The sequence below is a fragment of the Leclercia sp. UBA7405 genome, from assembly GCF_037152215.1.
Lineage (GTDB): Bacteria > Pseudomonadota > Gammaproteobacteria > Enterobacterales > Enterobacteriaceae > Enterobacter > Enterobacter pneumoniae.
This window is the reverse complement of sequence record NZ_JBBCMR010000001.1, coordinates 2,330,483-2,352,918: the sequence shown is the minus strand read 5'-3', so window position 1 is coordinate 2,352,918 and position 22,436 is coordinate 2,330,483. Positions and strand designations below refer to the sequence as shown.

The 22,436-nt window shown below is 57.3% G+C and carries 21 protein-coding genes; 18 read left to right on the top strand and 3 right to left on the bottom strand.

The window, feature by feature from the left end:
- Window positions 1–115: 115 nt before the first annotated feature.
- From fadI to sixA, 3 genes are all read left to right on the top strand, one after another.
- Window positions 116–1,426 (top strand): acetyl-CoA C-acyltransferase FadI, encoded by a 1,311-nt coding sequence (gene fadI / locus WFN75_RS11495; RefSeq protein WP_046884664.1) that lies wholly within the window; start codon window positions 116–118, stop codon window positions 1,424–1,426.
- Window positions 1,426–3,573, top strand: coding sequence for a fatty acid oxidation complex subunit alpha FadJ (gene fadJ, locus WFN75_RS11490; protein WP_336996180.1), 2,148 nt, complete (start codon window positions 1,426–1,428; stop codon window positions 3,571–3,573). Before fadI ends, fadJ begins: the two co-directional genes overlap by 1 nt.
- Before the next feature lie 206 nt (window positions 3,574–3,779).
- Complete coding sequence (gene sixA, locus WFN75_RS11485) at window positions 3,780–4,265, top strand: phosphohistidine phosphatase SixA (protein ID WP_207292163.1); 486 nt, start codon at window positions 3,780–3,782, stop codon at window positions 4,263–4,265.
- A 43-nt stretch (window positions 4,266–4,308) separates the two neighbouring features.
- On the opposite strand, the gene smrB is transcribed toward sixA, so the two are convergent.
- Complete coding sequence (gene smrB / locus WFN75_RS11480; protein WP_040074618.1) at window positions 4,309–4,860, bottom strand: endonuclease SmrB; 552 nt, start codon at window positions 4,858–4,860, stop codon at window positions 4,309–4,311.
- Between the two features lie 157 nt (window positions 4,861–5,017).
- On the opposite strand from smrB, the gene prmB reads away from it, so the two are divergent.
- The 6 genes from prmB to WFN75_RS11450 all read left to right on the top strand — a co-directional run bounded on the left by prmB (window position 5,018) and on the right by WFN75_RS11450 (window position 9,569).
- Complete coding sequence (gene prmB / locus WFN75_RS11475; protein WP_040074619.1) at window positions 5,018–5,950, top strand: 50S ribosomal protein L3 N(5)-glutamine methyltransferase; 933 nt, start codon at window positions 5,018–5,020, stop codon at window positions 5,948–5,950.
- A 61-nt stretch (window positions 5,951–6,011) separates the two neighbouring features.
- Window positions 6,012–7,097, top strand: coding sequence for a chorismate synthase (gene aroC / locus WFN75_RS11470; protein ID WP_040074620.1), 1,086 nt, complete (start codon window positions 6,012–6,014; stop codon window positions 7,095–7,097).
- A gap of 2 nt (window positions 7,098–7,099) precedes the next feature.
- Window positions 7,100–7,924, top strand: coding sequence for a penicillin-insensitive murein endopeptidase (gene mepA, locus WFN75_RS11465; protein ID WP_212477651.1), 825 nt, complete (start codon window positions 7,100–7,102; stop codon window positions 7,922–7,924).
- Complete coding sequence (locus WFN75_RS11460) at window positions 7,924–8,733, top strand: sulfite exporter TauE/SafE family protein (protein WP_040074622.1); 810 nt, start codon at window positions 7,924–7,926, stop codon at window positions 8,731–8,733. Before mepA ends, WFN75_RS11460 begins: the two co-directional genes overlap by 1 nt.
- Window positions 8,733–9,281 (top strand): elongation factor P hydroxylase, encoded by a 549-nt coding sequence (locus WFN75_RS11455; RefSeq protein WP_046884667.1) that lies wholly within the window; start codon window positions 8,733–8,735, stop codon window positions 9,279–9,281. The genes WFN75_RS11460 and WFN75_RS11455 overlap by 1 nt, the downstream gene beginning before the upstream one ends.
- Window positions 9,282–9,290: 9 nt before the next feature.
- Window positions 9,291–9,569 (top strand): YfcL family protein, encoded by a 279-nt coding sequence (locus tag WFN75_RS11450; protein ID WP_040074625.1) that lies wholly within the window; start codon window positions 9,291–9,293, stop codon window positions 9,567–9,569.
- 38 nt (window positions 9,570–9,607) lie between these two features.
- On the opposite strand, the gene mnmC is transcribed toward WFN75_RS11450, so the two are convergent.
- On the bottom strand, window positions 9,608–11,608 hold the full coding sequence (gene mnmC / locus WFN75_RS11445; RefSeq protein WP_336996179.1) for a bifunctional tRNA (5-methylaminomethyl-2-thiouridine)(34)-methyltransferase MnmD/FAD-dependent 5-carboxymethylaminomethyl-2-thiouridine(34) oxidoreductase MnmC: 2,001 nt from the start codon (window positions 11,606–11,608) through the stop codon (window positions 9,608–9,610).
- 158 nt (window positions 11,609–11,766) lie between these two features.
- On the opposite strand from mnmC, the gene fabB reads away from it, so the two are divergent.
- Together fabB and WFN75_RS11435 are read left to right on the top strand one after the other, a co-directional pair.
- Window positions 11,767–12,984 carry a beta-ketoacyl-ACP synthase I gene (gene fabB, locus WFN75_RS11440; protein ID WP_207292159.1) on the top strand — a complete coding sequence of 406 codons (1,218 nt, stop codon included), beginning with the start codon at window positions 11,767–11,769 and terminating at the stop codon, window positions 12,982–12,984.
- 206 nt (window positions 12,985–13,190) lie between these two features.
- On the top strand, window positions 13,191–14,366 hold the full coding sequence (locus WFN75_RS11435) for an MFS transporter (protein WP_336996178.1): 1,176 nt from the start codon (window positions 13,191–13,193) through the stop codon (window positions 14,364–14,366).
- Between the two features lie 41 nt (window positions 14,367–14,407).
- Here the strand turns inward: WFN75_RS11435 and flk are convergent, their stop codons facing one another.
- A complete protein-coding gene (gene flk, locus WFN75_RS11430; protein ID WP_212477659.1) occupies window positions 14,408–15,412 on the bottom strand; it encodes a flagella biosynthesis regulator Flk in 1,005 nt (334 codons plus the stop codon).
- 114 nt (window positions 15,413–15,526) lie between these two features.
- On the opposite strand from flk, the gene pdxB reads away from it, so the two are divergent.
- From pdxB to dedD, 7 genes are all read left to right on the top strand, one after another.
- Window positions 15,527–16,663, top strand: coding sequence for a 4-phosphoerythronate dehydrogenase PdxB (pdxB, locus tag WFN75_RS11425; protein ID WP_336996177.1), 1,137 nt, complete (start codon window positions 15,527–15,529; stop codon window positions 16,661–16,663).
- Between the two features lie 63 nt (window positions 16,664–16,726).
- A complete protein-coding gene (locus WFN75_RS11420; protein WP_040074633.1) occupies window positions 16,727–17,740 on the top strand; it encodes an aspartate-semialdehyde dehydrogenase in 1,014 nt (337 codons plus the stop codon).
- Entirely contained in the window at window positions 17,740–18,552 is an 813-nt protein-coding gene (gene truA / locus WFN75_RS11415) for a tRNA pseudouridine(38-40) synthase TruA (protein ID WP_046884671.1), read from the top strand. Before WFN75_RS11420 ends, truA begins: the two co-directional genes overlap by 1 nt.
- Before the next feature lie 28 nt (window positions 18,553–18,580).
- The gene (locus tag WFN75_RS11410) at window positions 18,581–19,240 is read left to right on the top strand and encodes a DedA family protein (protein WP_040074636.1); all 660 of its coding nucleotides are present in this window, start codon (window positions 18,581–18,583) and stop codon (window positions 19,238–19,240) included.
- A gap of 154 nt (window positions 19,241–19,394) precedes the next feature.
- Window positions 19,395–20,300: an acetyl-CoA carboxylase, carboxyltransferase subunit beta gene (gene accD, locus WFN75_RS11405; protein ID WP_040074637.1), complete on the top strand. Its 906-nt coding sequence runs from the start codon at window positions 19,395–19,397 to the stop codon at window positions 20,298–20,300.
- Window positions 20,301–20,369: 69 nt separating this feature from the next.
- Complete coding sequence (folC, locus tag WFN75_RS11400) at window positions 20,370–21,638, top strand: bifunctional tetrahydrofolate synthase/dihydrofolate synthase (RefSeq protein WP_336996176.1); 1,269 nt, start codon at window positions 20,370–20,372, stop codon at window positions 21,636–21,638.
- Complete coding sequence (gene dedD, locus WFN75_RS11395; protein ID WP_336996175.1) at window positions 21,628–22,335, top strand: cell division protein DedD; 708 nt, start codon at window positions 21,628–21,630, stop codon at window positions 22,333–22,335. The genes folC and dedD overlap by 11 nt, the downstream gene beginning before the upstream one ends.
- Window positions 22,336–22,436 lie beyond the last annotated feature (101 nt).

Here is a 22,436-nt window from a genome sequence, read left to right as displayed (position 1 = left end):
CTGTGTTACCGCTCGCAATTTTTCTTCCTCCTGATTGGCTTATGTAAAAATTTGGTTAAGACTGTTATCAGGTCAGACCACTTTGCGCTTAATTTTGTCATTACAGGGGAGTGTTATGAGTCAGGCATTACCGCTAATCACCCGTCAGGGCGATCGCATTGCCATTGTCAGCGGATTACGAACCCCCTTTGCCCGCCAGGCAACGGCGTTTCACGGGATACCGGCTGTCGATCTGGGAAAAATGGTCGTGGGGGAGATGCTTGCCCGCAGCGAAATACCTCCCGAGGTGATTGAACAGCTGGTCTTTGGCCAGGTTGTGCAAATGCCGGAAGCGCCAAACATCGCGCGTGAAATTGTGCTGGGCACGGGTATGAACGTACATACCGATGCTTACAGCGTCAGCCGCGCCTGCGCCACCAGCTTCCAGGCGGTGGCTAACGTTGCCGAAAGCCTGATGGCGGGCACCATTCGCGCCGGTATTGCCGGCGGCGCTGACTCCTCGTCTGTGCTCCCCATTGGGGTGAGTAAAACGCTGGCCCGGGTGCTGGTAGACGTCAACAAAGCCCGGACCCTGGGGCAACGTTTAAAACTCTTCTCACGGCTGCGTCTGCGCGATCTGCTTCCGGTGCCCCCTGCGGTTGCCGAGTACTCCACGGGTCTGCGGATGGGCGACACCGCCGAACAGATGGCAAAAACCTACGGTATCACCCGCGAGCAACAGGATATGCTGGCTCATCGCTCCCATCAGCGCGCAGCGCAAGCCTGGGCGGAGGGAAAGCTGGCTCAGGAGGTCATGACGGCATACACCCCGCCATACCGTGAGCCGCTAAGTGAAGACAACAACATTCGTGGTCAATCAACGCTTGCCGATTATGCCAAACTGCGCCCGGCTTTTGACCGTAAACATGGCACCGTAACGGCCGCAAACAGCACGCCGCTCACCGATGGTGCCGCCGCCGTGATCCTGATGACCGAATCTCGTGCCAAAGAGCTGGGGCTCACGCCGCTCGGCTACCTGCGCAGCTACGCCTTTACCGCCATTGATGTCTGGCAAGACATGCTGCTGGGCCCTGCCTGGTCCACGCCACTGGCGCTGGAGCGAGCGGGTCTTACCCTCGGCGATCTTACCCTTATTGATATGCACGAAGCGTTTGCCGCCCAGACGCTGGCGAATCTGCAATTGCTTGCCAGCGAACGATTCGCCCGTGATGTACTGGGCCGCTCTCATGCCACCGGCGAGGTTGATGAGAGCAAATTCAACGTGCTGGGTGGATCTATTGCCTACGGACATCCCTTCGCGGCAACCGGGGCGCGCATGATTACCCAGACGCTGCACGAGCTGCGCCGTCGCGGTGGTGGATTTGGCCTCGTCACCGCCTGCGCGGCGGGTGGTTTGGGTGCAGCCATGGTTCTGGAGGCGGAATAATGGATAACATGACAGCATTTACCCTACATGTACGGCTGGATAACGTGGCGGTAGTGACCATCGACGCCCCCGGCGAAAAGATGAATACCCTGAAAGCCGAATTTGGCGCGCAGGTGCGTGCCATCCTCAAACAGGTGCGTGAAAACAAAGCGCTGCGCGGCCTGGTGTTCATTTCTGCAAAACCCGACAACTTTATTGCCGGCGCCGATATCAACATGATTGCCAGTGCGCCTGACGCACAGGCTGCCGAAGATCTGGCCCGCCAGGGACAGCAGATCATGGCCGAGATCCATGCCTTGTCGATCCCGGCGATCGCCGCGATCCACGGCGCCTGTCTCGGCGGTGGGCTTGAGCTGGCGCTGGCATGTCATGGGCGCGTCTGCACTGACGACAACAAAACGGTACTCGGTTTACCGGAAGTTCAGCTCGGCCTGCTTCCCGGCTCTGGCGGCACGCAGCGTCTGCCGCGTCTGGTGGGTGTCAGCACGGCCCTGGAGATGATCCTCACCGGCAAGCAACTGCGTCCGCGCCAGGCGCTGAAGGCGGGGCTGGTGGATGAAGTGGTACCGCACTCCATTCTGCTTGAGGCGGCCGTCGAGCGCGCCCTGCAGGGGCGTACGACCCGTCGCCTTCTGCCCGTGCGCGAGCGTGTGCTGGCCGGGCCGCTGGGGCGCACCTTGCTCTTCAGTATGGTGGGTAAAAAAACCGAGCAGAAGACCAAAGGAAACTACCCGGCGGCAAAACGCATTCTCGAGGTGGTGGAGACCGGTCTTGCTCAGGGCAGCAGCAGCGGTTATGCCGCTGAAGCGAAAGCCTTTGGTGAACTGGCGATGACCCCCGAATCGCAGGCGTTACGCAGTCTCTTTTTTGCCAGTACTGATCTGAAAAAAGATCCCGGCAGCGAGGCTCAACCTGGTCCGCTCAATGCAGTTGGCGTGCTGGGAGGCGGACTGATGGGAGGGGGAATTGCTTTTGTCAGCGCCAGCAAGGCCAGAGTGCCAGTACGTATTAAAGACATCAATCCAAAAGGGATAAATCATGCGCTGCAGCACAGTTGGCAGCAGCTTGATAACAAGGTCAAACGGCGCCATATCAAAGCCAGCGAGCGCGATAAAACCCTGGGAATGATCTCCGGTACCACGGACTACAGCGGATTTCATCACCGGGATGTGGTGATCGAGGCGGTGTTTGAAGATCTGGCTCTTAAACAGCAGATGGTGGCAGAAGTTGAAGCGCACTGCGCGCCGCACACGATTTTTGCGTCAAATACCTCTTCGCTGCCGATTAGTGATATTGCCGCCCTTGCTGCGCGGCCGGAGCAAGTGATTGGGCTCCATTTCTTTAGTCCGGTTGAAAAAATGCCGCTGGTGGAGGTGATTCCACACGCTGCGACCAGTCCGCAAACCGTGGCAACTATCGTCAGTCTGGCGAAAAAGCAGGGAAAAACGCCGATCGTGGTGGCGGATAAAGCCGGTTTCTATGTGAACCGTATTCTTGCTCCCTATATTAATGAGGCGATGCGTCTACTCACCGAAGGGGAAAAGGTCGAGCATATCGACGACGCACTGGTGAAATTTGGTTTCCCCGTCGGCCCAATCCAACTTTTGGATGAGGTAGGAATTGATACCGGAACTAAAATTATTCCTGTACTGGAAAGTGCTTACGGTGAACGATTTGCTGCCCCTGCAAACATCGTTGCAGCGATTTTGAATGACGATCGCAAAGGCAGAAAAAATGGCCGTGGTTTCTATCTTTACGCTGCAAAAGGGCGTAAAAGCAAGAAGCAAGTTGACCCAGCGATTTATGGGCTTATTAGGTCACAGGGGCAGAGCAAACTCTCCGCAGCGCAGTGCGTAGAACGCTGCGTAATGATGATGCTTAACGAAGCGGCACGCTGCTTTGACGAGGGTGTGATCAAAAACGCCCGGGATGGCGATATCGGTGCGGTGTTTGGTATCGGTTTTCCACCTTTCCTGGGTGGCCCGTTCAGGTATATGGATACGCTGGGAGCGGGTGAAGTGGTTGCAACGTTGCAGCGTCTGGCTGCGCAATATGGCCCACGGTTCGCACCGTGCGACGCACTATTGCAGATAGCCGCGCAGGGGCTGAAATTCTGGCCAGCAAAAGAAACTGATCTTGTAAGTTAAGGTCAAAGAAGAGTAAATCCTTCGTTGAATGAAGGGTCTCTGTCCAAATTGTAAACGGGCATTGACTATAATTACGCCGATGAGGTAAAAAACGGCGTTTCATTCAACGATGGGATCAGGCACAATGCCCGGCCATTGGGTTTGCTACCCTGCAATTTTTGCAGGTTGTGAACGCCGATGATCCTGGTCAACAAAAGCGGTGCAATATGCAAGTTTTTATCATGCGTCACGGCGACGCGGCTCTTGAAGCCGCCAGTGACTCTGTCCGTCCTCTTACACCTTGCGGCTGTGACGAATCCCGTCAGATGGCTACCTGGCTGAAAGGGCAAAAAGTGGATATTGAACGTGTCCTGGTGAGCCCGTATCTGCGAGCTGAACAGACGCTGGATGTGGTAGGGGAGTGTATGAACCTGCCAAAAGAGGTCGATGTTCTGCCTGAGCTTACTCCGGGCGGCGATGTCGGTCTGGTCAGTGCCTATCTTCAGGCCCTGTGCAATGAAGGTGTCGCCTCGGCGCTGATCATCTCCCACCTGCCACTGGTTGGTTATCTGGTTTCTGAACTCTGCCCGGGCGAAACGCCGCCGATGTTCAGCACCTCAGGGATAGCGAATGTCACCCTCGATGAGTCGGGTAAAGGGGTATTTAACTGGCAGATCGGCCCTTGCAATCTAAAGATGGCCAAAGCCATCTGACGACAATGTCATTAAGGCGGGGCGCTTAGCACCCGCCTTTCTGTCAGGGCAGCTCAGGCGGCTGCCACTCTTCCACCTCAATCAGCACCAGTAATGCGGCATCTCCACCGTACTCTTTGGGTGCCTGATGAAAAGCCATAATATGCGGATGCTGGGCAAGCCAGAGCGGGGTTTGCTGTTTAAGAATATGCTTTCCGTGGCCGTGCATCACGCAGGCGCAGAAAACATGCTCCCGACGGCAGGCGGCGATCAATGCGCCCAGCTCCTGTTTGGCCTGCATCTGGGTTAATCCGTGCAGATCGAGAAATAACTCCGGCGAATAATCTCCCCGACGCAATTTCTTCAGCTCGAAGTGGCTCACATCCGGGCGCACATACTTCATCGCCCCTTCCGTATTCAGCAGCGGCTGAAATTCATCCGAGAAATAGTGGCTGGCATCGGCCTGTTCTGAGATCAGGCGTTTTACCGGTAGCTCGGTGATTTTTTTACGCTGCGGGCGGTGGACAAAGGTGTCCTGCTTAATTTTACGCGTGCCGGTCATGAGCTGACGAAACAGCGTTTGATCCTCCTCGCTGAGCGATGTTTTCTTTTTCATTTGGTCGTCTCATCTTCTGTTTGCCACAGTGTACCTGACTCCCCGCCCCGCAAAACGCATTTTTTAAACGCCAGCCGTTGCTGACAATGCTGATTTATCGCCGTCTTCATGGCAAACTAGCCGCCGAAAAATTAGCGAGCATGCCCTGGAGGGAAAAGTGGATAAAATATTTGTCGATGAAGCAGTGAATGAGCTGCATACCATTCAGGACATGTTGCGTTGGTCGGTTAGCCGCTTCAGCGCCGCCAACATCTGGTATGGTCACGGTACTGATAACCCGTGGGACGAAGCGGTGCAGTTAGTTCTGCCGTCGCTCTATCTGCCACTGGATATCCCGGAAGATATGCGCACTGCGCGCCTGACCTCCAGCGAGAAACACCGTATCGTTGAGCGCGTCATTCGCCGTGTGAACGAGCGTATTCCGGTAGCCTACCTCACCAATAAAGCCTGGTTCTGCGGCCACGAATTCTACGTTGATGAGCGCGTGCTGGTTCCGCGTTCGCCTATTGGTGAGCTGATTAACAATCAGTTCTCTGGCCTTATCGACCATCAGCCTGAACATATTCTGGATATGTGCACCGGTAGCGGCTGTATAGCCATTGCCTGTGCTTACGCCTTCCCGGAAGCGGAGGTGGATGCGGTCGATATCTCTTCCGACGCGCTGGCGGTGACGGAACATAACATCGAAGAGCATGGCCTGATCCATCACGTTACGCCGATCCGCTCCGATCTGTTCCGCGATTTGCCGAAGCTGCAATATGATCTGATTGTCACCAACCCGCCGTACGTCGATGCGGAAGATATGTCCGATCTGCCAAACGAGTATCGCCACGAACCAGAGCTGGGTCTTGCCTCCGGTAGCGACGGCCTGAAACTGACCCGCCGCATTCTGGCCTGCGCGCCAGAGTACCTGACCGACGACGGCGTTCTGATTTGTGAAGTGGGCAACAGCATGGTACATCTGATAGAGCAGTACCCGGATGTGCCGTTCACCTGGCTCGAATTTGACAACGGTGGCGACGGCGTCTTTATGCTGACCAAAGCGCAGCTGATCGCAGCGCGTGAATACTTCAGCATCTACAAAGATTAATCCAGCGGGCTTCGGCCCGTTTCACAACGCTCAAATACAGAACAACGACAACGGAGCCGTGATGGCAGGAAACAGTATTGGACAATTATTCCGCGTGACCACGTTCGGTGAGTCACACGGGCTGGCGCTGGGCTGTATCGTTGATGGCGTGCCGCCAGGCATCGAACTGACAGAAGCGGATTTACAGCACGACCTCGACCGCCGTCGTCCGGGCACCTCGCGCTACACCACGCAGCGTCGCGAGCCGGACAGCGTCAAGATCCTTTCCGGCGTTTTCGAAGGCCGCACAACCGGCACCAGCATTGGTCTGCTGATTGAAAACACTGACCAGCGCTCGCAGGATTACGGCGCCATTAAAGATGTGTTCCGTCCGGGCCATGCCGATTACACCTACGAACAAAAATACGGTTTTCGCGACTATCGCGGCGGCGGACGCTCTTCCGCGCGTGAGACAGCGATGCGCGTGGCGGCAGGGGCGATTGCCAAGAAATATCTGGCCCAGAAATTTGGCATTGTGATCCGCGGCTGCCTGACCCAGATGGGCGACATTCCGCTGGCCATCAAAGACTGGGATCAGGTCGAACAAAACCCCTTCTTCTGCGCCGATGCCGATAAACTTGAGGCGCTGGACGAACTGATGCGTGGCCTGAAAAAAGAGGGCGACTCCATCGGTGCCAAAGTCACGGTTGTGGCGGAGGGCGTTCCTGCGGGCTGGGGTGAACCGGTCTTCGACCGCCTGGATGCTGATATCGCCCACGCGATGATGAGCATCAACGCCGTGAAAGGGGTGGAGATTGGCGACGGTTTCGGCGTTGTGGCGCTGCGCGGTAGCCAGAATCGCGATGAAATTACCAAAGAGGGCTTCCAGAGCAATCATGCGGGCGGCATTCTGGGTGGTATCAGCAGCGGTCAGCACATTGTGGCCAATATTGCGCTGAAACCGACCTCCAGCATCACCGTGCCGGGTCACACGATTAACCGCTCTGGCGAAGAAGTTGAGATGATCACCAAAGGGCGTCACGATCCTTGTGTGGGGATCCGCGCGGTGCCGATCGCAGAAGCGATGCTGGCCATCGTGCTGATGGATCACTTCCTGCGCCAGCGCGCGCAGAATGCGGATGTGACGACCACCATTCCACGCTGGTAAACATGAAAAAAACCGCAATTGCTCTGCTGGCGCTGGTTGCCAGCGGAGCCAGCCTGGCAGCGACGCCGTGGCAGAAGATTACCCATCCGGTGGCGGGAAGCGCGCAGTCTATTGGCGCCTTCTCGAATGGCTGTATCGTCGGCGCGCAAGCGCTGCCGTTGCAATCCAGCACGTATCAAGTCATGCGCACCGATCAGCGGCGTTACTTCGGCCATCCGGATCTGGTCTCGTTTATCGAACGTCTGGGTACTCAGGTTAACACTCTCGGGCTGGGAACGATGCTGATAGGCGATATGGGGATGCCAGCGGGCGGGCGCTTCAATGGCGGCCACGCCAGCCACCAGACCGGGCTGGATGTCGATATCTTCCTGCAACTCCCTAAAACACGCTGGACGTCTTCGCAATTATTAAAGCCCCAGGCGCTGGATTTGGTGGCGCGTGACGGCAAAAACGTGGTGCCGTCGCTCTGGACTCCAGAGGTATTTAGCCTGATCAAGCTTGCGGCAAAAGACAACGACGTGACGCGCATCTTTGTTAACCCGGCCATTAAACAGCGTCTTTGCCAGGATGCCGGCACCGATCGCGACTGGCTGCGCAAAGTGCGGCCGTGGTTCCAGCATCGCGCGCATATGCACGTCCGGCTGCGCTGCCCGGCAAACAGCCTGGAGTGTGAAGATCAGCCTTTGCCTCCGGATGGCGACGGCTGTGGCATGGAGTTACAAAGCTGGTTTGAACCGCCAAAACCGGGTACCACTAAACCTGAGAAGAAGACACCGCCTCCGCTGCCCCCTTCCTGTCAGGCGCTACTGGACGAGCATGTACTGTAATGGATAATTTCGTTGAGTTATTTATGGTGTCACCGCTGCTGCTGCTGGCACTTTTTTTTGTCGCTATGCTGGCGGGCTTTATCGATGCCCTGGCGGGCGGCGGCGGGTTGTTAACTGTCCCTGCGCTGTTAGCGGTAGGGATGAGCCCGGCGCAAGCGCTGGCGACCAATAAGCTGCAGGCCTGCGGGGGATCCGTCTCCGCCACGCTCTATTTTGTACGCCGCAAAGTGGTCAGCATTGCCGATCAGAAACTCAATATTTTGATGACCTTTATCGGCTCAACGAGCGGGGCGCTGCTGGTGCAGCACGTTCAGTCCGACATCTTACGTCAAATCCTGCCGCTGCTAGTCATCTGTATTGGTCTCTACTTCCTGCTTATGCCAAAACTGGGCGAAGAGGACCGCCAGCGCCGACTGCACGGTCTGCCGTTTGCCCTCATCGCCGGGGGTTGCGTGGGATTCTACGATGGCTTTTTCGGGCCGGGGGCCGGGTCGTTCTACGCGCTGGCCTTTGTCACCCTGGCCGGTTTTAACCTCGCTAAATCCACCGCCCATGCCAAAATGCTCAACGCCACCTCGAATCTGGGCGGCCTGCTGCTGTTTATCATCGGCGGTAAGGTGATCTGGGCAACCGGTTTTGTCATGATGGCAGGACAATTTCTTGGAGCGCGAATGGGGTCGCGCCTGGTGCTCAGCAAAGGGCAACAGCTCATTCGTCCGATGATCGTGATCGTCTCGGCGGTGATGAGTGCAAAACTACTTTATGACAGCCACGGACAGGAGATCCTCAGCTGGTTGGGGATGAACTAATGAACAGTACGCATAAATATGAACAGCTGATCGCCATTTTCGACGGCTGCTTTGCCGATGATTTTAATACCCGTCTGATTAAAGGCGACGACGAACCGATCTATCTTCCTGCAGATGCGGAAGTGTCGTACAACCGGATCGTCTTTGCCCACGGATTTTATGCCAGCGCCATGCACGAGATCTCACACTGGTGCATTGCCGGAAAAGCCCGCCGCGAGCAGGTCGATTTCGGCTACTGGTACTGCCCGGACGGTCGCGACGCCGCGACGCAGGGGCAATTTGAGGATGTGGAAGTGAAACCGCAGTCCCTCGAATGGTTGTTCTGCGTCGCGGCGGGTTTTCCCTTTAACGTCAGCTGCGACAATCTGGAAGGCGAGTGCGAACCGGATCGTATCGCGTTTCAACGTCGCGTGCATGCGCAGGTCATGACGTACCTGGATAAGGGAATACCGGAACGCCCGGCGCGCTTTATCCAGGCGCTGCAAAACTATTATCACACACCGGCCATAACGGCGGAGCAGTTCCCGTGGCCGGAAGATCTTAATTGAGGAAAGAAGATGATCGCAGAATTTGAATCACGCATCCTGGCGTTAATTGATGACATGGTAGAGCACGCCAGTGACGATGAACTGTTTGCCAGCGGTTATCTGCGTGGGCACCTGACGCTGGCGATTGCCGAGCTGGAAGCGGGTGACGATCACTCTCCGCAGGCCGTGCACCAGGGGGTGAGCCGCAGCCTTGAAAAAGCGATTCAGGCCGGTGAACTCAACCCGCGCGACCAGTCTCTGGTGGTGGGCATGTGGGACAACCTGTTCCAGCAGGCCAGCAAGCACTAAGCATTTCCCTCCCTCTCCCGCGGGAGAGGGAAGTACCCCTATTTTACCTGCTTTCCTTTCAGCAATTTTCTCACCCATAGCCGGTTCGGATTCAATCCCGCCAGGGTCGTCGCATCCAGCGGAATAGGCTCATTACTCATTTGCGATGCCAGCACCTCTGCCGCCAGCGGCGCGGAGCAGAGGCCACGCGAACCCAGCGCACCCAGCAGATAGAGATCGGGCCACACCGGCGCAGAGTCGGCGTTCTCTTTATTGCCTGCCAGATCGGCATAGCGCGCCAGCGTGGCGTCGTAATCTGCCGCGTTACCGATCATCGGCAGATGATCGCGCGAGGCGCAGCGCACCCCGTTACGGGCCTGCTTGCCGCTGACATCCACCTCTTTAGCCCACTCAGCATCGGGGAAGCAGTCCAGCAAGCGCTGACGATTATGCTGCTGATCTTCTTCGCGATAGCGAGCCTCGGTCTCGCCGCGATGATAACTGGCGCCAATACAGTGCTGGCCGTTGGAGGGATTCTGTGGCGTGAGGTAGCCGTCATAACAGAGTACCTGGCGCAGCTGGCTGAGCCGAGGCGCCGCCGGGATATGGCTGACCTGGCCACTCACCGGATAGACCGGTAGGGCCTCTGTCTGACTGAACCCACTGATATTTTCACCGTTGGCCAGCACTACCGCGTGATGCTGCTCGCGCTGGCCGTCGCTAAAGGTAATCGTCCACTGTGCCTCTTCACGCGTTAATGATGCTGCGGTGCGGGCGTAGTGCACCTGTAAACCGCGCTGGCAGGCGAGGGCGATAGCGCCTGCGGTGAGTTCTGCCGGGCAGAGCCAGCCGCCGAGCGGGTACTGAATGCCACCGCAGCCGGTTTCCACCTCGGTTGTTTCCTGCACCTGCTCCGCATTCACCGCTGCGGCGAGGGGAGCCGGCAGCCCCAGTGAAAGCATCTGGTCGATTTTTTGCTGACTTTTTTCATCCCAGCCGAGCTGGGTTACGCCGCACCAGTCATGATCAAAGCCAACCGGCAGGGCATCGTAGAAACGACGGGCGAAAGTAAAGGCCGCCGGGAAAAAGCGGCTCAGGGCCGGGTCGTGAGCGCTAAGTAGCGGGTAAAGCGCCCCCTGTCGATTGCCGGACGCTCCCGCGGCCGGGGCGTCGTCGGCGCAGTACAAGGTGACCTGCCAGCCGCGCTGAATCAGGGCCAGCGCGAGAAGGGCACTGGCGACGCCGCCGCCGATAATGGCCGTTTCCCGTTTCTCACTGCCGCTGCGGGCAAACCAGGGGGCGCGGGCCGGGGAGGCGTTGTCCTGCTCCATCATCCCCACCAGCATTTCCCGTTTGCGGCCAAAACCTTTTACCTTCTGCACGCTGAAACCGGCCTCTTTTAACCCGCGACGGACAAAACCGGCGCAGGTAAAGGTCGCAAATGTCCCGCCCGGGCGCACCAGGCGCGCCATTGCAGAAAACAGATTGTTATTCCACATCTCCGGATTTTTCGCCGGGGCAAAGCCATCTAAAAACCAGGCATCGACCTTCTGATTAAGCGAGTCATCCAGGGTTTCGGTTAGCGCGTTAATGTCCCCAAGCCACAGATCGAGCGTGACGCGCCCCTCGTCCATGATCAGGCGATGGCAGCCCGCCAGCGGCAGGGGCCACTGCTTTTGCAACTGCTCTGCAAAGGGGGCGAGTTCTGGCCAGTGCTGATGCGAAAGGATCAAGTCGTCCTGGGTCAGCGGAAATTTTTCAAAACTGATGAAATGTAATCTTTGCAGGTTAGCGTCGGGGTGTGCGGTGCGGAAATGCGCAAACGCCTGCCAGAGGGTAAGAAAGTTTAAACCCGTACCAAAACCGCTCTCAGCCACCACAAACTGGCTGCGCTGGTGGTCAGGGAAGCGCGAAAGAATGTGGTTTCCGTTGAGGAAAACATAACGAGTTTCCTCCAGTCCGTTATCATTAGAGAAGTAGACGTCATCAAAATCTCGGGAAACAGGTGTACCCTCAGCGTTGAATTCGAGGTTGGCGGGTTGTATAGCGTTATGTTTCACGTAAGTTACTCGTCTGACAGGCAGTGGCACGATCTTAGCGATGTGTGCCTGAGGGTGCAAATTTCCGCAGAAATTGGCTGATCGGACTTGTTCGGCGTACAAGTGTACGCTATTGTGCGACTCGAAACTTACTTTAGTGCGACTTACAGAGGTATTGAATGAAACGTGCAGTGATTACTGGCCTGGGCATCGTTTCCAGCATCGGTAATAACCAGCAGGAAGTCCTGGCATCTCTGCGTGAAGGACGCTCCGGGATCACTTTCTCTGAAGAGTTTAAAGATTCAGGTATGCGTAGCCACGTATGGGGTAACGTCAAACTGGACACCACCGGTTTGATCGACCGCAAAGTGGTTCGTTTCATGAACGATGCCTCTATTTATGCTTATCTCTCCATGCAGGAAGCGATTGCTGATGCTGGCCTGAGCGAAGACGTTTATCAGAACAACCCACGTGTGGGTCTGATCGCCGGTTCCGGTGGTTCGTCTAAGGCGCAGGTATTTGGTGCTGACGCAATGCGTAGCCCGCGTGGTCTGAAAGCGGTTGGCCCGTATGTCGTCACCAAAGCAATGGGTTCTGCGGTCTCCGCGTGCCTGGCAACCCCTTTCAAAATCCATGGCGTTAACTACTCCATCAGCTCTGCCTGTGCGACCTCCGCGCACTGCATCGGTAACGCGGTTGAGCAGATCCAGTTAGGTAAACAGGACATCGTGTTTGCTGGCGGCGGCGAAGAGCTGGGCTGGGAAATGGCCTGTGAGTTCGACGCAATGGGTGCGCTTTCTACCAAGTACAATGAAACGCCTGACCAGGCTTCCCGTACCTATGATGCAAACCGTGACGGTTTCGTTATCGCAGGCGGCGGCGGCATGGTTGTGGTTGAAGAGCTGGAACACGCCCTGGCGCGTGGTGCTCACATCTACGCTGAAATCGTTGGCTACGGTGCAACTTCCGATGGTGCAGATATGGTTGCTCCGTCTGGCGAAGGCGCAGTGCGCTGCATGAAGATGGCGATGCACGGCATTGACACCCCAATCGATTACCTGAACTCCCACGGCACCTCCACGCCGGTAGGCGATGTGAAAGAACTGGGTGCGATTCGTGAAGTCTTCGGCGACAACAGCCCGGCTATCTCTGCAACCAAAGCGATGACCGGCCACTCTCTGGGTGCAGCTGGCGTGCAGGAAGCTATCTACTCTCTGCTGATGCTGGAACACGGCTTTATTGCCCCAAGCATCAACATCGACGAGATGGACGAGCAGGCTGCGGGTCTGAACATCGTGACCGCGCCAACCGAGCGTGAACTGAATACTGTTATGTCTAACAGCTTCGGTTTTGGTGGTACCAATGCCACGCTGGTAATGCGTAAGCTGAACGCGTAAGTTCAGGCAGTTTGCAAAAAGGGAGCCTCAGGGCTCCCTTTTTTACGTTGACAAGATGCTGATCCGACAGGCAAACTTCCCGGCTCAACATTATCATCACGGTAATGCGTAAGCGTTTAACGTCAACCAACGCACCTTAATCCTGATCGTCAGGTAGAGGGGGCGTGGCATTTCTCCCCGCCTTACTCTTCATTTCGGAGTAAAGCATGACAGCAGTAACCCAACATGAAACCTCTTCAGCGAATGTCTCGCTGTTTCGCATCGCCTTCGCGGTGTTTCTCACCTACATGACCGTCGGCTTGCCGCTGCCGGTGATCCCCCTGTTTGTTCACCAGGAGCTGGGTTACGGCAATACTTTGGTCGGCATTGCCGTGGGTGTTCAGTTTTTAGCTACCGTACTAACCCGTGGCTACGCCGGGCGACTGGCGGATCAGCATGGCGCCAAACGTTCGGCGTTACAGGGAATGTTTGCCTGTGGGCTGGCCGGCGGTGCCTGGCTGCTGGCGGCGCTACTGCCGGTGGATGCAGTGGTGAAATTCGCGCTGCTCATTGTAGGTCGCCTTATTCTGGGCTTTGGTGAAAGCCAGCTTCTGACCGGGACCCTCACCTGGGGAATGGGGCTGGTTGGCCCTGCGCGCTCCGGGAAAGTGATGTCCTGGAACGGTATGGCTATCTACGGTGCTCTGGCGGCGGGTGCGCCGCTGGGCCTGCTGATTCACAGCCATTTTGGTTTTGCTGCGCTGGCTGGCACCACCATGCTACTGCCATTGCTGGCCTGGGCCTTTAATGGCCCGGTACGAAAGGTGCCTGCCCATAAAGGCGAGCGACTATCGCTATGGAGCGTAGTCGGGCAGATCTGGCAGCCAGGTCTGGGGCTGGCGTTGCAGGGAGTGGGATTCGCCGTTATTGGGACCTTCGTGTCGCTCTACTTTATGAGCCGCGGCTGGGCAATGGCGGGCTTTACCCTGACGGCGTTTGGCGGAGCTTTTGTACTGATGCGCGTGCTTTTTGGCTGGATGCCGGATCGCTTTGGCGGGGTGAAGGTTGCCGTCGCGTCGCTGGCGATCGAGACGGTAGGTCTGCTGATGTTGTGGCAAGCGCCAGTGGCTTCGGTTGCACTCCTCGGGGCGGCGCTAACCGGCTGCGGTTGTTCGCTCATCTTCCCGGCGCTGGGCGTAGAAGTGGTGAAGCGTGTGGCGCCGCAGGTGCGCGGCACGGCACTGGGTGGTTATGCGGCGTTTCAGGATATCTCGTACGGCGTAACCGGCCCGCTGGCAGGGCTACTGGCAACCTCGATGGGTTATCCGTCGGTATTTCTGGCAGGGGCCGTTTCAGCCGTCGTGGGGATTGTCGTTACGCTGCTGGCATTTCGTAAAGGGTAGCTCGCTGCCGGGGGATCTCCTCATCCTTGAGGAGAAGCCTGTCAGACCACCAGCCAGAACAGCGCCAGCGCGACCATCAGCGCCACAAACATCAATCCCGGACGTGCAGTCAGCGTTCGGAAGGTCTCTACAACCGGGGCAAACAGCGGGCTGTAAATAGGCTGAATATTGCGAGCCTCTGGCACGCCGCTCTCACGTTCGGCACGGCGAACGAAGATCTGGTTCAGGATATCCTGCACCTGAGCGGTCGTCAGCACCGTTTGCGGCGTCGCCTGCCAGTTCTGCTGGGCATAGTCGCGTATCGTCTCGAACTCCTGTGGCTCCAGTGGCTGTTTCAGCGCGGCCTGCACCGTGTGCAGCGTTGGCGCACTCTGGGCATTCAGCGTCTGGCGCGCCTGCAGCCAGGTAACCAGATGGGTGAACTGTTTCGCCGGGATGAGCTCTCCCGCCTTCACCCCTGAAAGCTCCAGCATCGACTGCCAGATAAGCTTCGTTGGCTCGCCGGTAGCGGCAGCCAGCCGGGTGACCATCTGTTTAAGGGTGTTGTGCTCGGCAGGCTGAAGCGGACGTTCCGTCGCGGGCCGCTGTTGCGGCTGAGGGATGGTCAGCTCTTTGTTCTGTAAAAGCGTCAGCACCGTCTTTAGCTGCTCCGGCGTCAACTGGCTTAGCGCCGTGTGTCCGAACTCATGGCGAATAAAATCACTCACCGCCTGGCGGTTATTCCCCTGGCTTAACAACTCCGTCAGTTGTGACACCATCTGACGCGTAGTGTGATTCTGCTGCGCAGCGTTAAGGCGCTGGTTGAGATTCTGTTCGGCCGCAGGGAAGTGGCGCGATTGCAACGGAGTATCGTTCTTTAGCCCCAGATCATGCTTAACCCCGGCCCAGACCTCCGCGTTTTGTTGCGACGTGAGCGCAATAAGACGCGTAATAAGGCGCTCCAGCACGGTGCGCTGCTGCGTGGAGAGAGGCTGTTCGCCAACGTTCGAAGGGGCTACGGGGCCTTCACCCGGAGGGCGCGGCGGCGTGCCTGAAATGGGCTGCATCGTCTATCAATCCTTAAAGTCATTACTCACCGTAAACCGGGTTTACGTGTATGCCTGGCGGCGAGATTATGGCACACTTGGCAGGTTTTCTTCCTCTCAAACAGGTACTCAGCCGTGAAAATCCTCGTTGATGAAAATATGCCTTACGCGCGTGAGCTTTTCAGCCGTCTGGGCGATGTTAAAGCGGTTGCTGGTCGCCCCATCCCCGTCGCGGAACTGGACGACGCGGATGCCCTGATGGTGCGCTCGGTAACGAAGGTGAATGAGGCGTTACTGGCCGGTAAGCCGGTGAAATTTGTCGGCACCGCAACAGCAGGCACCGATCATGTGGATGATACATGGCTGAAACAGGCCGGTATTGGCTTTTCTGCCGCCCCCGGCTGTAATGCCATCGCAGTGGTGGAGTATGTCTTTTCCGCTCTCTTAATGCTGGCCGAACGCGACGGCTTTGCCCTGCGCGATCGCACCGTGGGCATTATCGGGGTGGGGAATGTGGGCGGTCGCCTGCAAAAACGCCTTGAGGCGCTAGGCATACGTACGTTGCTTTGCGATCCGCCGCGTGCCGATCGGGGTGACGAAGGCGAGTTCCATTCGCTGGAGCAGCTGGTGGCAGAGTGTGACGTTTTGACTTTCCATACCCCGCTCTTCAAAGATGGTCCTTATAAATCGCTGCACCTCGTCGACGACGCACTCCTCCGCGCCCTTAAGCCTGGCACTATTCTGATTAACGCCTGTCGTGGGCCGGTCGTGGATAACGCCGCGCTCCTGACCCGTCTCGACGCCGGACAGGATCTGAGCGTGGTACTGGACGTGTGGGAGCCGGAGCCGGATCTCAACGTCGAATTACTGGCGAAGGTGGATATTGGCACCGCGCATATTGCAGGCTACACCCTTGAGGGGAAAGCGCGCGGCACCACCCAGGTTTTTGAGGCCTACAGCGCCTTCATTGGCCAGGCGCAGCAGGTAGCACTCGACACGCTGCTACCGACGCCTGAGTTCGGCCGCCTGACCCTGCATGGCCCATTCGATGAGTCGACGCTAAAAAGGCTGGTCCATTTAGTGTATGATGTGCGCCGCGATGACGCGCTGCTGCGTAAAGTGGCGGGTATTCCGGGTGAATTTGACAAGCTGCGCAAGCATTACCATGAGCGTCGCGAATGGTCTTCCCTGTATATCATGTGTGATGACGCCAATGCCGCGTCCATGCTGCATAAGCTGGGTTTCAACGCCGTTCATCATCCGGTACGTTAATATCTTCTTTATGCTCCCTGTCGGCGATCCCGGCAGGGACGCTTTTTTCTGGAGTAAACCACCATGTCTGAAGGCTGGAACATTGCCATACTGGGCGCCACGGGTGCCGTGGGCGAAGCCCTGCTTGAAACGCTTGCCGAGCGTCAGTTCTCAGTGGGTGAGATCTTTGCCCTGGCGCGTACCGAGAGCGCGGGGGAGTATCTGCGCTTTGCCGGTAAATCGGTGATGGTACAGGATGCCGCACAGTTCGACTGGACCCAGGCCCAACTGGCCTTCTTCGCCGCGGGCGTTGAAGCCAGCGCAGCCTATGCCGAAGAGGCGACCAATGCGGGCTGTCTGGTCATTGACCTGAGCGGTCTGTTTGCCCTTGAACCCGATGTCCCGCTGGTCGTGCCGGATGTTAACCCCTTTGTGCTGGCCGACTATCGCAATCGCAACATCATTGCCGTGCCGAACAGCCTCACCAGCCAGCTACTTACCGCGCTGAAACCGCTGATCGACGATGGCGGCTTATCGCGCATCACTGTTACCAGCCTGCTCTCCGCCTCCGCGCGGGGTAAAAAAGCGGTGGATGCCCTGGCGGGGCAGAGCGCGAAGCTACTGAACGGTATTCCTGTCGACGAAGACGATTTCTTTGGACGTCAGCTGGCTTTCAATATGTTGCCACTCCTGCCGGATCGGGAAGGTAGCGTGGCTGATGAGCGCCGTATTGTCGATGAAACCCGCAAAATTATGCAGGACGAAGGGCTGATGATCTCCGCCAGCTGCGTGCAGTCGCCAGTCTTCTACGGCCACGCTCAGATGGTGAATTTCGAAGCGCTGCGCCCGCTGGCGGCAGAAGAGGCCCGCGATGCCTTTGCGCGCGGCGAGGATATTGTTCTGAGCGAAGAGAGTGAGTTCCCGACGCAGGTCGGCGACGCGACGGGCAACGGGCATCTTTCCGTAGGCTGTGTGCGTAACGATTACGGTATGCCGGAACAGGTACAGTTCTGGTCGGTTGCCGATAACGTCCGTTTCGGCGGCGCGCTGATGGCGGTGAAGATCGCCGAAAAACTGGTGCAGGAGTATCTGTACTGATGTCAGAAGTGGAACACAAGCCAGTACATAAGATTGCCCTCGGCATTGAGTACGATGGCAGTAAATATTATGGCTGGCAGCGCCAGAATGAGGTGCGCAGCGTCCAGGAAAAACTGGAAAAAGCGCTCTCTCAGGTGGCGAATGAACCCATCAGCGTCTTCTGTGCCGGTCGTACCGATGCGGGGGTGCATGGCACGGGCCAGGTAGTGCATTTCACCACTACTGCGGTGCGTAAAGACGCGGCATGGACGCTGGGTGTAAATGCGAATTTACCTGGTGACATCGCGGTGCGTTGGGTGAAAGATGTGCCGGATGATTTTCACGCGCGCTTTAGCGCCACCGCGCGCCGTTATCGCTACATCATCTACAATCAGCGTCTTCGCCCCGCGGTCTTAGGCCAGGGGGTGACCCATTACTATGAGCCGCTGGATGCCGATCGTATGCATCGCGCGGCCCAGAGTCTGCTGGGTGAAAATGATTTTACCTCGTTCCGTGCGGTGCAGTGCCAGTCGCGCACACCGTGGCGTAACGTGATGCACATTAACGTCAGTCGTTATGGCGCGTATGTGGTGGTGGACATCAAAGCCAATGCCTTTGTACATCATATGGTGCGGAATATTACAGGCAGCCTGATGGAAGTGGGTGCCGGACACCAGCCGGAGAGCTGGATTGCAGAGCTGTTAGCGGCAAAGGACAGAACGCTGGCGGCAGCAACGGCGAAAGCGGAAGGGCTGTATCTGGTCTCTGTGGATTATCCGGACCATTTTGACCTACCGAAGCCGCCAATGGGACCGCTGTTTTTAGCGGACTAAGCGCATGTGCAATTAAGGCTAAGACAATATGGATTTAATTCGCTTTCTGATTGATTTCATTCTGCATATTGATGTTCACCTGGCTGAACTGGTGGCGCAATACGGCGTCTGGGTGTATGCCATTCTGTTTGTGATCCTGTTTTGTGAAACCGGGCTGGTGGTGACGCCGTTTTTACCGGGCGATTCGCTGCTGTTTGTCGCGGGCGCGCTGGCGTCGCTTGAGACCAACGATCTGAACGTTCACCTGATGGTGGTGCTAATGCTGATTGCCGCTATCGTCGGCGATGCGGTGAACTACACTATAGGGCGGTTGTTCGGCGAGCGGTTATTCAGTAACCCGAACTCGAAAATTTTCCGTCGCAGCTATCTGGATAAAACCCACGCGTTTTACGAGAAGCACGGCGGAAAAACCATTATCCTCGCGCGATTCGTGCCTATCGTCAGGACGTTTGCGCCCTTTGTTGCGGGGATGGGGCATATGTCCTACCGTCATTTTGCCCTCTATAACGTGACGGGGGCCCTGTTGTGGGTGCTCAGCTTTACTTACGCGGGTTATTTCTTTGGCACCATTCCGATGATTCAGGAAAACCTTAAGCTCCTGATCGTTGGGATAATTGTGGTGTCCATCCTGCCGGGCGTGATTGAGATTATTCGTCACCGACGCGCGGCGGCAAAGCAAGCGAAGTAAAGGCGCATTAGCGGTTCGACCACTTTTTTGTCCAAAGTTTCGGGCTGTTATGTTTTAATGTGCAACATTCATGGTCTGTTGGGGGCAAAAATGGCATTATGCGCCCCTTACAGCAAAACTGGCATAGAACCAGGTTCAGGCAGAAAGGTTATCAATGAGCTGGATTGAACGAATTAAAAGCAACATAACCCCCACCCGCAAGGCGAGTATTCCTGAAGGGGTGTGGACCAAGTGTGACAGCTGCGGTCAGGTCCTGTACCGCGCCGAGCTCGAGCGTAATCTTGAGGTCTGTCCGAAGTGCGACCATCACATGCGTATGTCGGCGCGTAACCGCCTGCATAGCTTGCTGGATGAGGGATCTCTGGTAGAACTGGGTAGCGAACTTGAGCCGAAAGACGTGCTGAAGTTCCGTGACTCCAAGAAATACAAAGATCGTCTGGCCTCTGCACAGAAAGAGACCGGCGAGAAAGACGCCCTGGTTGTGATGAAAGGCACGCTGCACGAGATGCCGGTTGTCGCGGCGGCGTTTGAGTTCGCCTTTATGGGCGGCTCGATGGGTTCTGTCGTGGGCGCGCGCTTCGTGCGTGCCGTTGAGCAGGCGCTGGAAGACAACTGCCCGCTGATCTGCTTCTCCGCCTCCGGCGGGGCGCGTATGCAGGAAGCACTGATGTCACTGATGCAGATGGCGAAAACCTCTGCGGCACTGGCTAAAATGCAGGAGCGTGGGCTGCCGTACATCTCCGTCCTGACTGACCCTACCATGGGCGGCGTATCAGCGAGCTTTGCAATGCTGGGCGACCTGAACGTGGCTGAACCTAAAGCGCTGATCGGTTTTGCCGGTCCGCGTGTTATCGAACAAACGGTACGTGAAAAACTGCCGCCGGGCTTCCAGCGCAGTGAATTCCTTATCGAGAAAGGCGCTATCGACATGATCGTCCGCCGCCCGGAAATGCGCCTGAAACTGGCAAGCATCCTGGCGAAGCTGATGAATCTGCCATCGCCGTCTCCGGATGAGCCGCGCGAAGGCGTGGTCGTACCGCATCAGGAACCCGAGGCCTGATAACTGCAAAGGGCAGGGCCAGATGGCGCTGCCCTTTTGCTTTCTCACCGTAACTGAAAAGTGCGCATCATGGAAAAGAACCCAATCCCTCAAGCCACGTCGCCTCTGGCCGCGTGGCTTTCTTATCTGGAAAACCTGCACAGTAAAACCATCGACATGGGCCTTGCCCGTGTGAGTCAGGTGGCGGCGCGCCTTGATGTTCTGAAACCGGCCCCTTTTGTCTTTACCGTCGCAGGTACTAACGGTAAGGGCACGACCTGCCGTACGCTGGAATCGGTGCTGATGGCCGCCGGCTACAAAGTGGGGGTGTACAGCTCCCCGCACCTGGTACGTTACACAGAGCGCGTGCGCGTACAGAATCAGGAGCTCACTGAAGCAGCCCACACCGCTTCATTTGCCGAGATCGAGGCTGCGCGCGGTGATATCTCATTAACCTACTTCGAGTACGGAACGCTCTCGGCCCTGTGGCTGTTTAAGCAGGCGCAGCTTGACGTCGTCATTCTGGAAGTGGGTCTCGGCGGCCGTCTGGATGCCACCAATATGGTGGATGCGGATGTGGCCGTGGTGACCAGCATCGCGCTGGACCATGTCGACTGGCTTGGTCCGGATCGCGAAAGCATTGGCCGCGAAAAAGCGGGAATCTTCCGCGCCGGCAAACCTGCCGTAGTGGGGGAGCCCGATATGCCGCATACCATCGCCGATGTGGCTCAGGAGAAGGGCGCCACGCTTCTGCGCCGTGACGTTGACTGGCATTATGCCGTGAGCGAACACGACTGGCGCTTTAGCGACGCGAAGGGCGTGCTCGAAAACTTGCCGCTACCGCAGGTGCCGCAGCCGAACGCCGCCACCGCGCTTGCTGCACTGCGAGCCAGTGGGTTGGCCGTTAGCGAGCAGGCGATTCGGGAGGGCGTTCAGCATGCCATACTGCCGGGACGTTTTCAGATTGTCAGTGACGCACCGCGCGTGATACTTGACGTCGCCCATAACCCCCACGCTGCGGCGTACCTTGCAGGACGTCTCAAAAGCTTGCCAAAAACCGGGCGTGTCCTGGCGGTTATCGGTATGCTTCATGATAAAGACATTGCGGGGACGCTGGCCTGCATGGAGAGTGCGGTCGATAGCTGGTATTGTGCTCCTCTGGAAGGTCCACGCGGCGCGTCTGCCGAACAGCTGACGGAACACCTCGGCGAAGGCAAACGCTTTGATAGCGTGGAGCAGGCCTGGCATGCAGCCATGGCCGATGCCAGACCAGAAGATACCGTGCTGGTGTGTGGCTCGTTCCACACGGTGGCACATGTCATGGAAGTGATGGACGCGGGGAGAACCGGTGGCAAGTAAGTTTCAGAACCGTTTAGCAGGAACCATTGTGCTGGTAGCGCTGGGGGTGATCATCCTCCCGGGGCTGCTCGACGGGCAGAAAAAACATTATCAGGATGAGTTCGCGGCGATCCCGCTGGTACCAAAACCTGGCGACCGTGATGAGCCGGATATGCTGCCTGCCGCGACGCAGGCCCTGCCTGCTCAGCCGCCTGAAGGCGCCGCAGAAGAGGTGCAGGCGGGCGATGCCGCTGCGCCGTCAATAGATCCTGCGCGCATGGCCGCCAGTAATAATGGCGAACTGGATCCCGTGCCGGTACAGGCTGAACAGCCTGCGCCAAAGTCGGTACAAAAACCGAAGCCTGCCGAGAAACCGCAGCCGAAGCCGCAGCGTGATAATACTCGCGACCAACTGGCCGCAGCCACGGAAATGCCTCCAGCGAAACCGGCAGCGGAAGAGAAGCCCGCACCGACTGGCAAAGCATATGTGGTGCAACTCGGCGCGCTGAAAAATGCGGATAAGGTTAACGAGATCGTTGCCAAACTCCGTGGCGCGGGGTATCGCGCTTACACTTCACCTGGTACACCGGTACAAGGTAAAATCACCCGTATTCTCGTCGGGCCTGATGCCTCAAAAGAGAAGCTAAAAGGCTCGCTGGGGGAACTCAATCAGCTCTCAGGGTTGAGCGGTGTGGTGATGAATTATAGCGCGAACTGATGCGCGCTATAGGCCCGTTTCTTAACCGATAAGGGCCGGGGCATCCGTCCGCAGAGACGTAACCCGCCACAGGCGTTGACTATTTTTTCAACGCCTTTTTT

Coding starts and splice junctions, on each gene's coding strand:
- fadI (WP_046884664.1), top strand. CDS start 116: ATGAGTCAGGCATTACCGCTAATCACCCGTCAGGGCGATCGCATTGCC.
- fadJ (WP_336996180.1), top strand. CDS start 1,426: ATGGATAACATGACAGCATTTACCCTACATGTACGGCTGGATAACGTG.
- sixA (WP_207292163.1), top strand. CDS start 3,780: ATGCAAGTTTTTATCATGCGTCACGGCGACGCGGCTCTTGAAGCCGCC.
- smrB (WP_040074618.1), bottom strand. CDS start 4,860: ATGAAAAAGAAAACATCGCTCAGCGAGGAGGATCAAACGCTGTTTCGT.
- aroC (WP_040074620.1), top strand. CDS start 6,012: ATGGCAGGAAACAGTATTGGACAATTATTCCGCGTGACCACGTTCGGT.
- mepA (WP_212477651.1), top strand. CDS start 7,100: ATGAAAAAAACCGCAATTGCTCTGCTGGCGCTGGTTGCCAGCGGAGCC.
- WFN75_RS11460 (WP_040074622.1), top strand. CDS start 7,924: ATGGATAATTTCGTTGAGTTATTTATGGTGTCACCGCTGCTGCTGCTG.
- WFN75_RS11455 (WP_046884667.1), top strand. CDS start 8,733: ATGAACAGTACGCATAAATATGAACAGCTGATCGCCATTTTCGACGGC.
- WFN75_RS11450 (WP_040074625.1), top strand. CDS start 9,291: ATGATCGCAGAATTTGAATCACGCATCCTGGCGTTAATTGATGACATG.
- fabB (WP_207292159.1), top strand. CDS start 11,767: ATGAAACGTGCAGTGATTACTGGCCTGGGCATCGTTTCCAGCATCGGT.
- WFN75_RS11435 (WP_336996178.1), top strand. CDS start 13,191: ATGACAGCAGTAACCCAACATGAAACCTCTTCAGCGAATGTCTCGCTG.
- flk (WP_212477659.1), bottom strand. CDS start 15,412: ATGCAGCCCATTTCAGGCACGCCGCCGCGCCCTCCGGGTGAAGGCCCC.
- WFN75_RS11420 (WP_040074633.1), top strand. CDS start 16,727: ATGTCTGAAGGCTGGAACATTGCCATACTGGGCGCCACGGGTGCCGTG.
- truA (WP_046884671.1), top strand. CDS start 17,740: ATGTCAGAAGTGGAACACAAGCCAGTACATAAGATTGCCCTCGGCATT.
- WFN75_RS11410 (WP_040074636.1), top strand. CDS start 18,581: ATGGATTTAATTCGCTTTCTGATTGATTTCATTCTGCATATTGATGTT.
- accD (WP_040074637.1), top strand. CDS start 19,395: ATGAGCTGGATTGAACGAATTAAAAGCAACATAACCCCCACCCGCAAG.
- folC (WP_336996176.1), top strand. CDS start 20,370: ATGGAAAAGAACCCAATCCCTCAAGCCACGTCGCCTCTGGCCGCGTGG.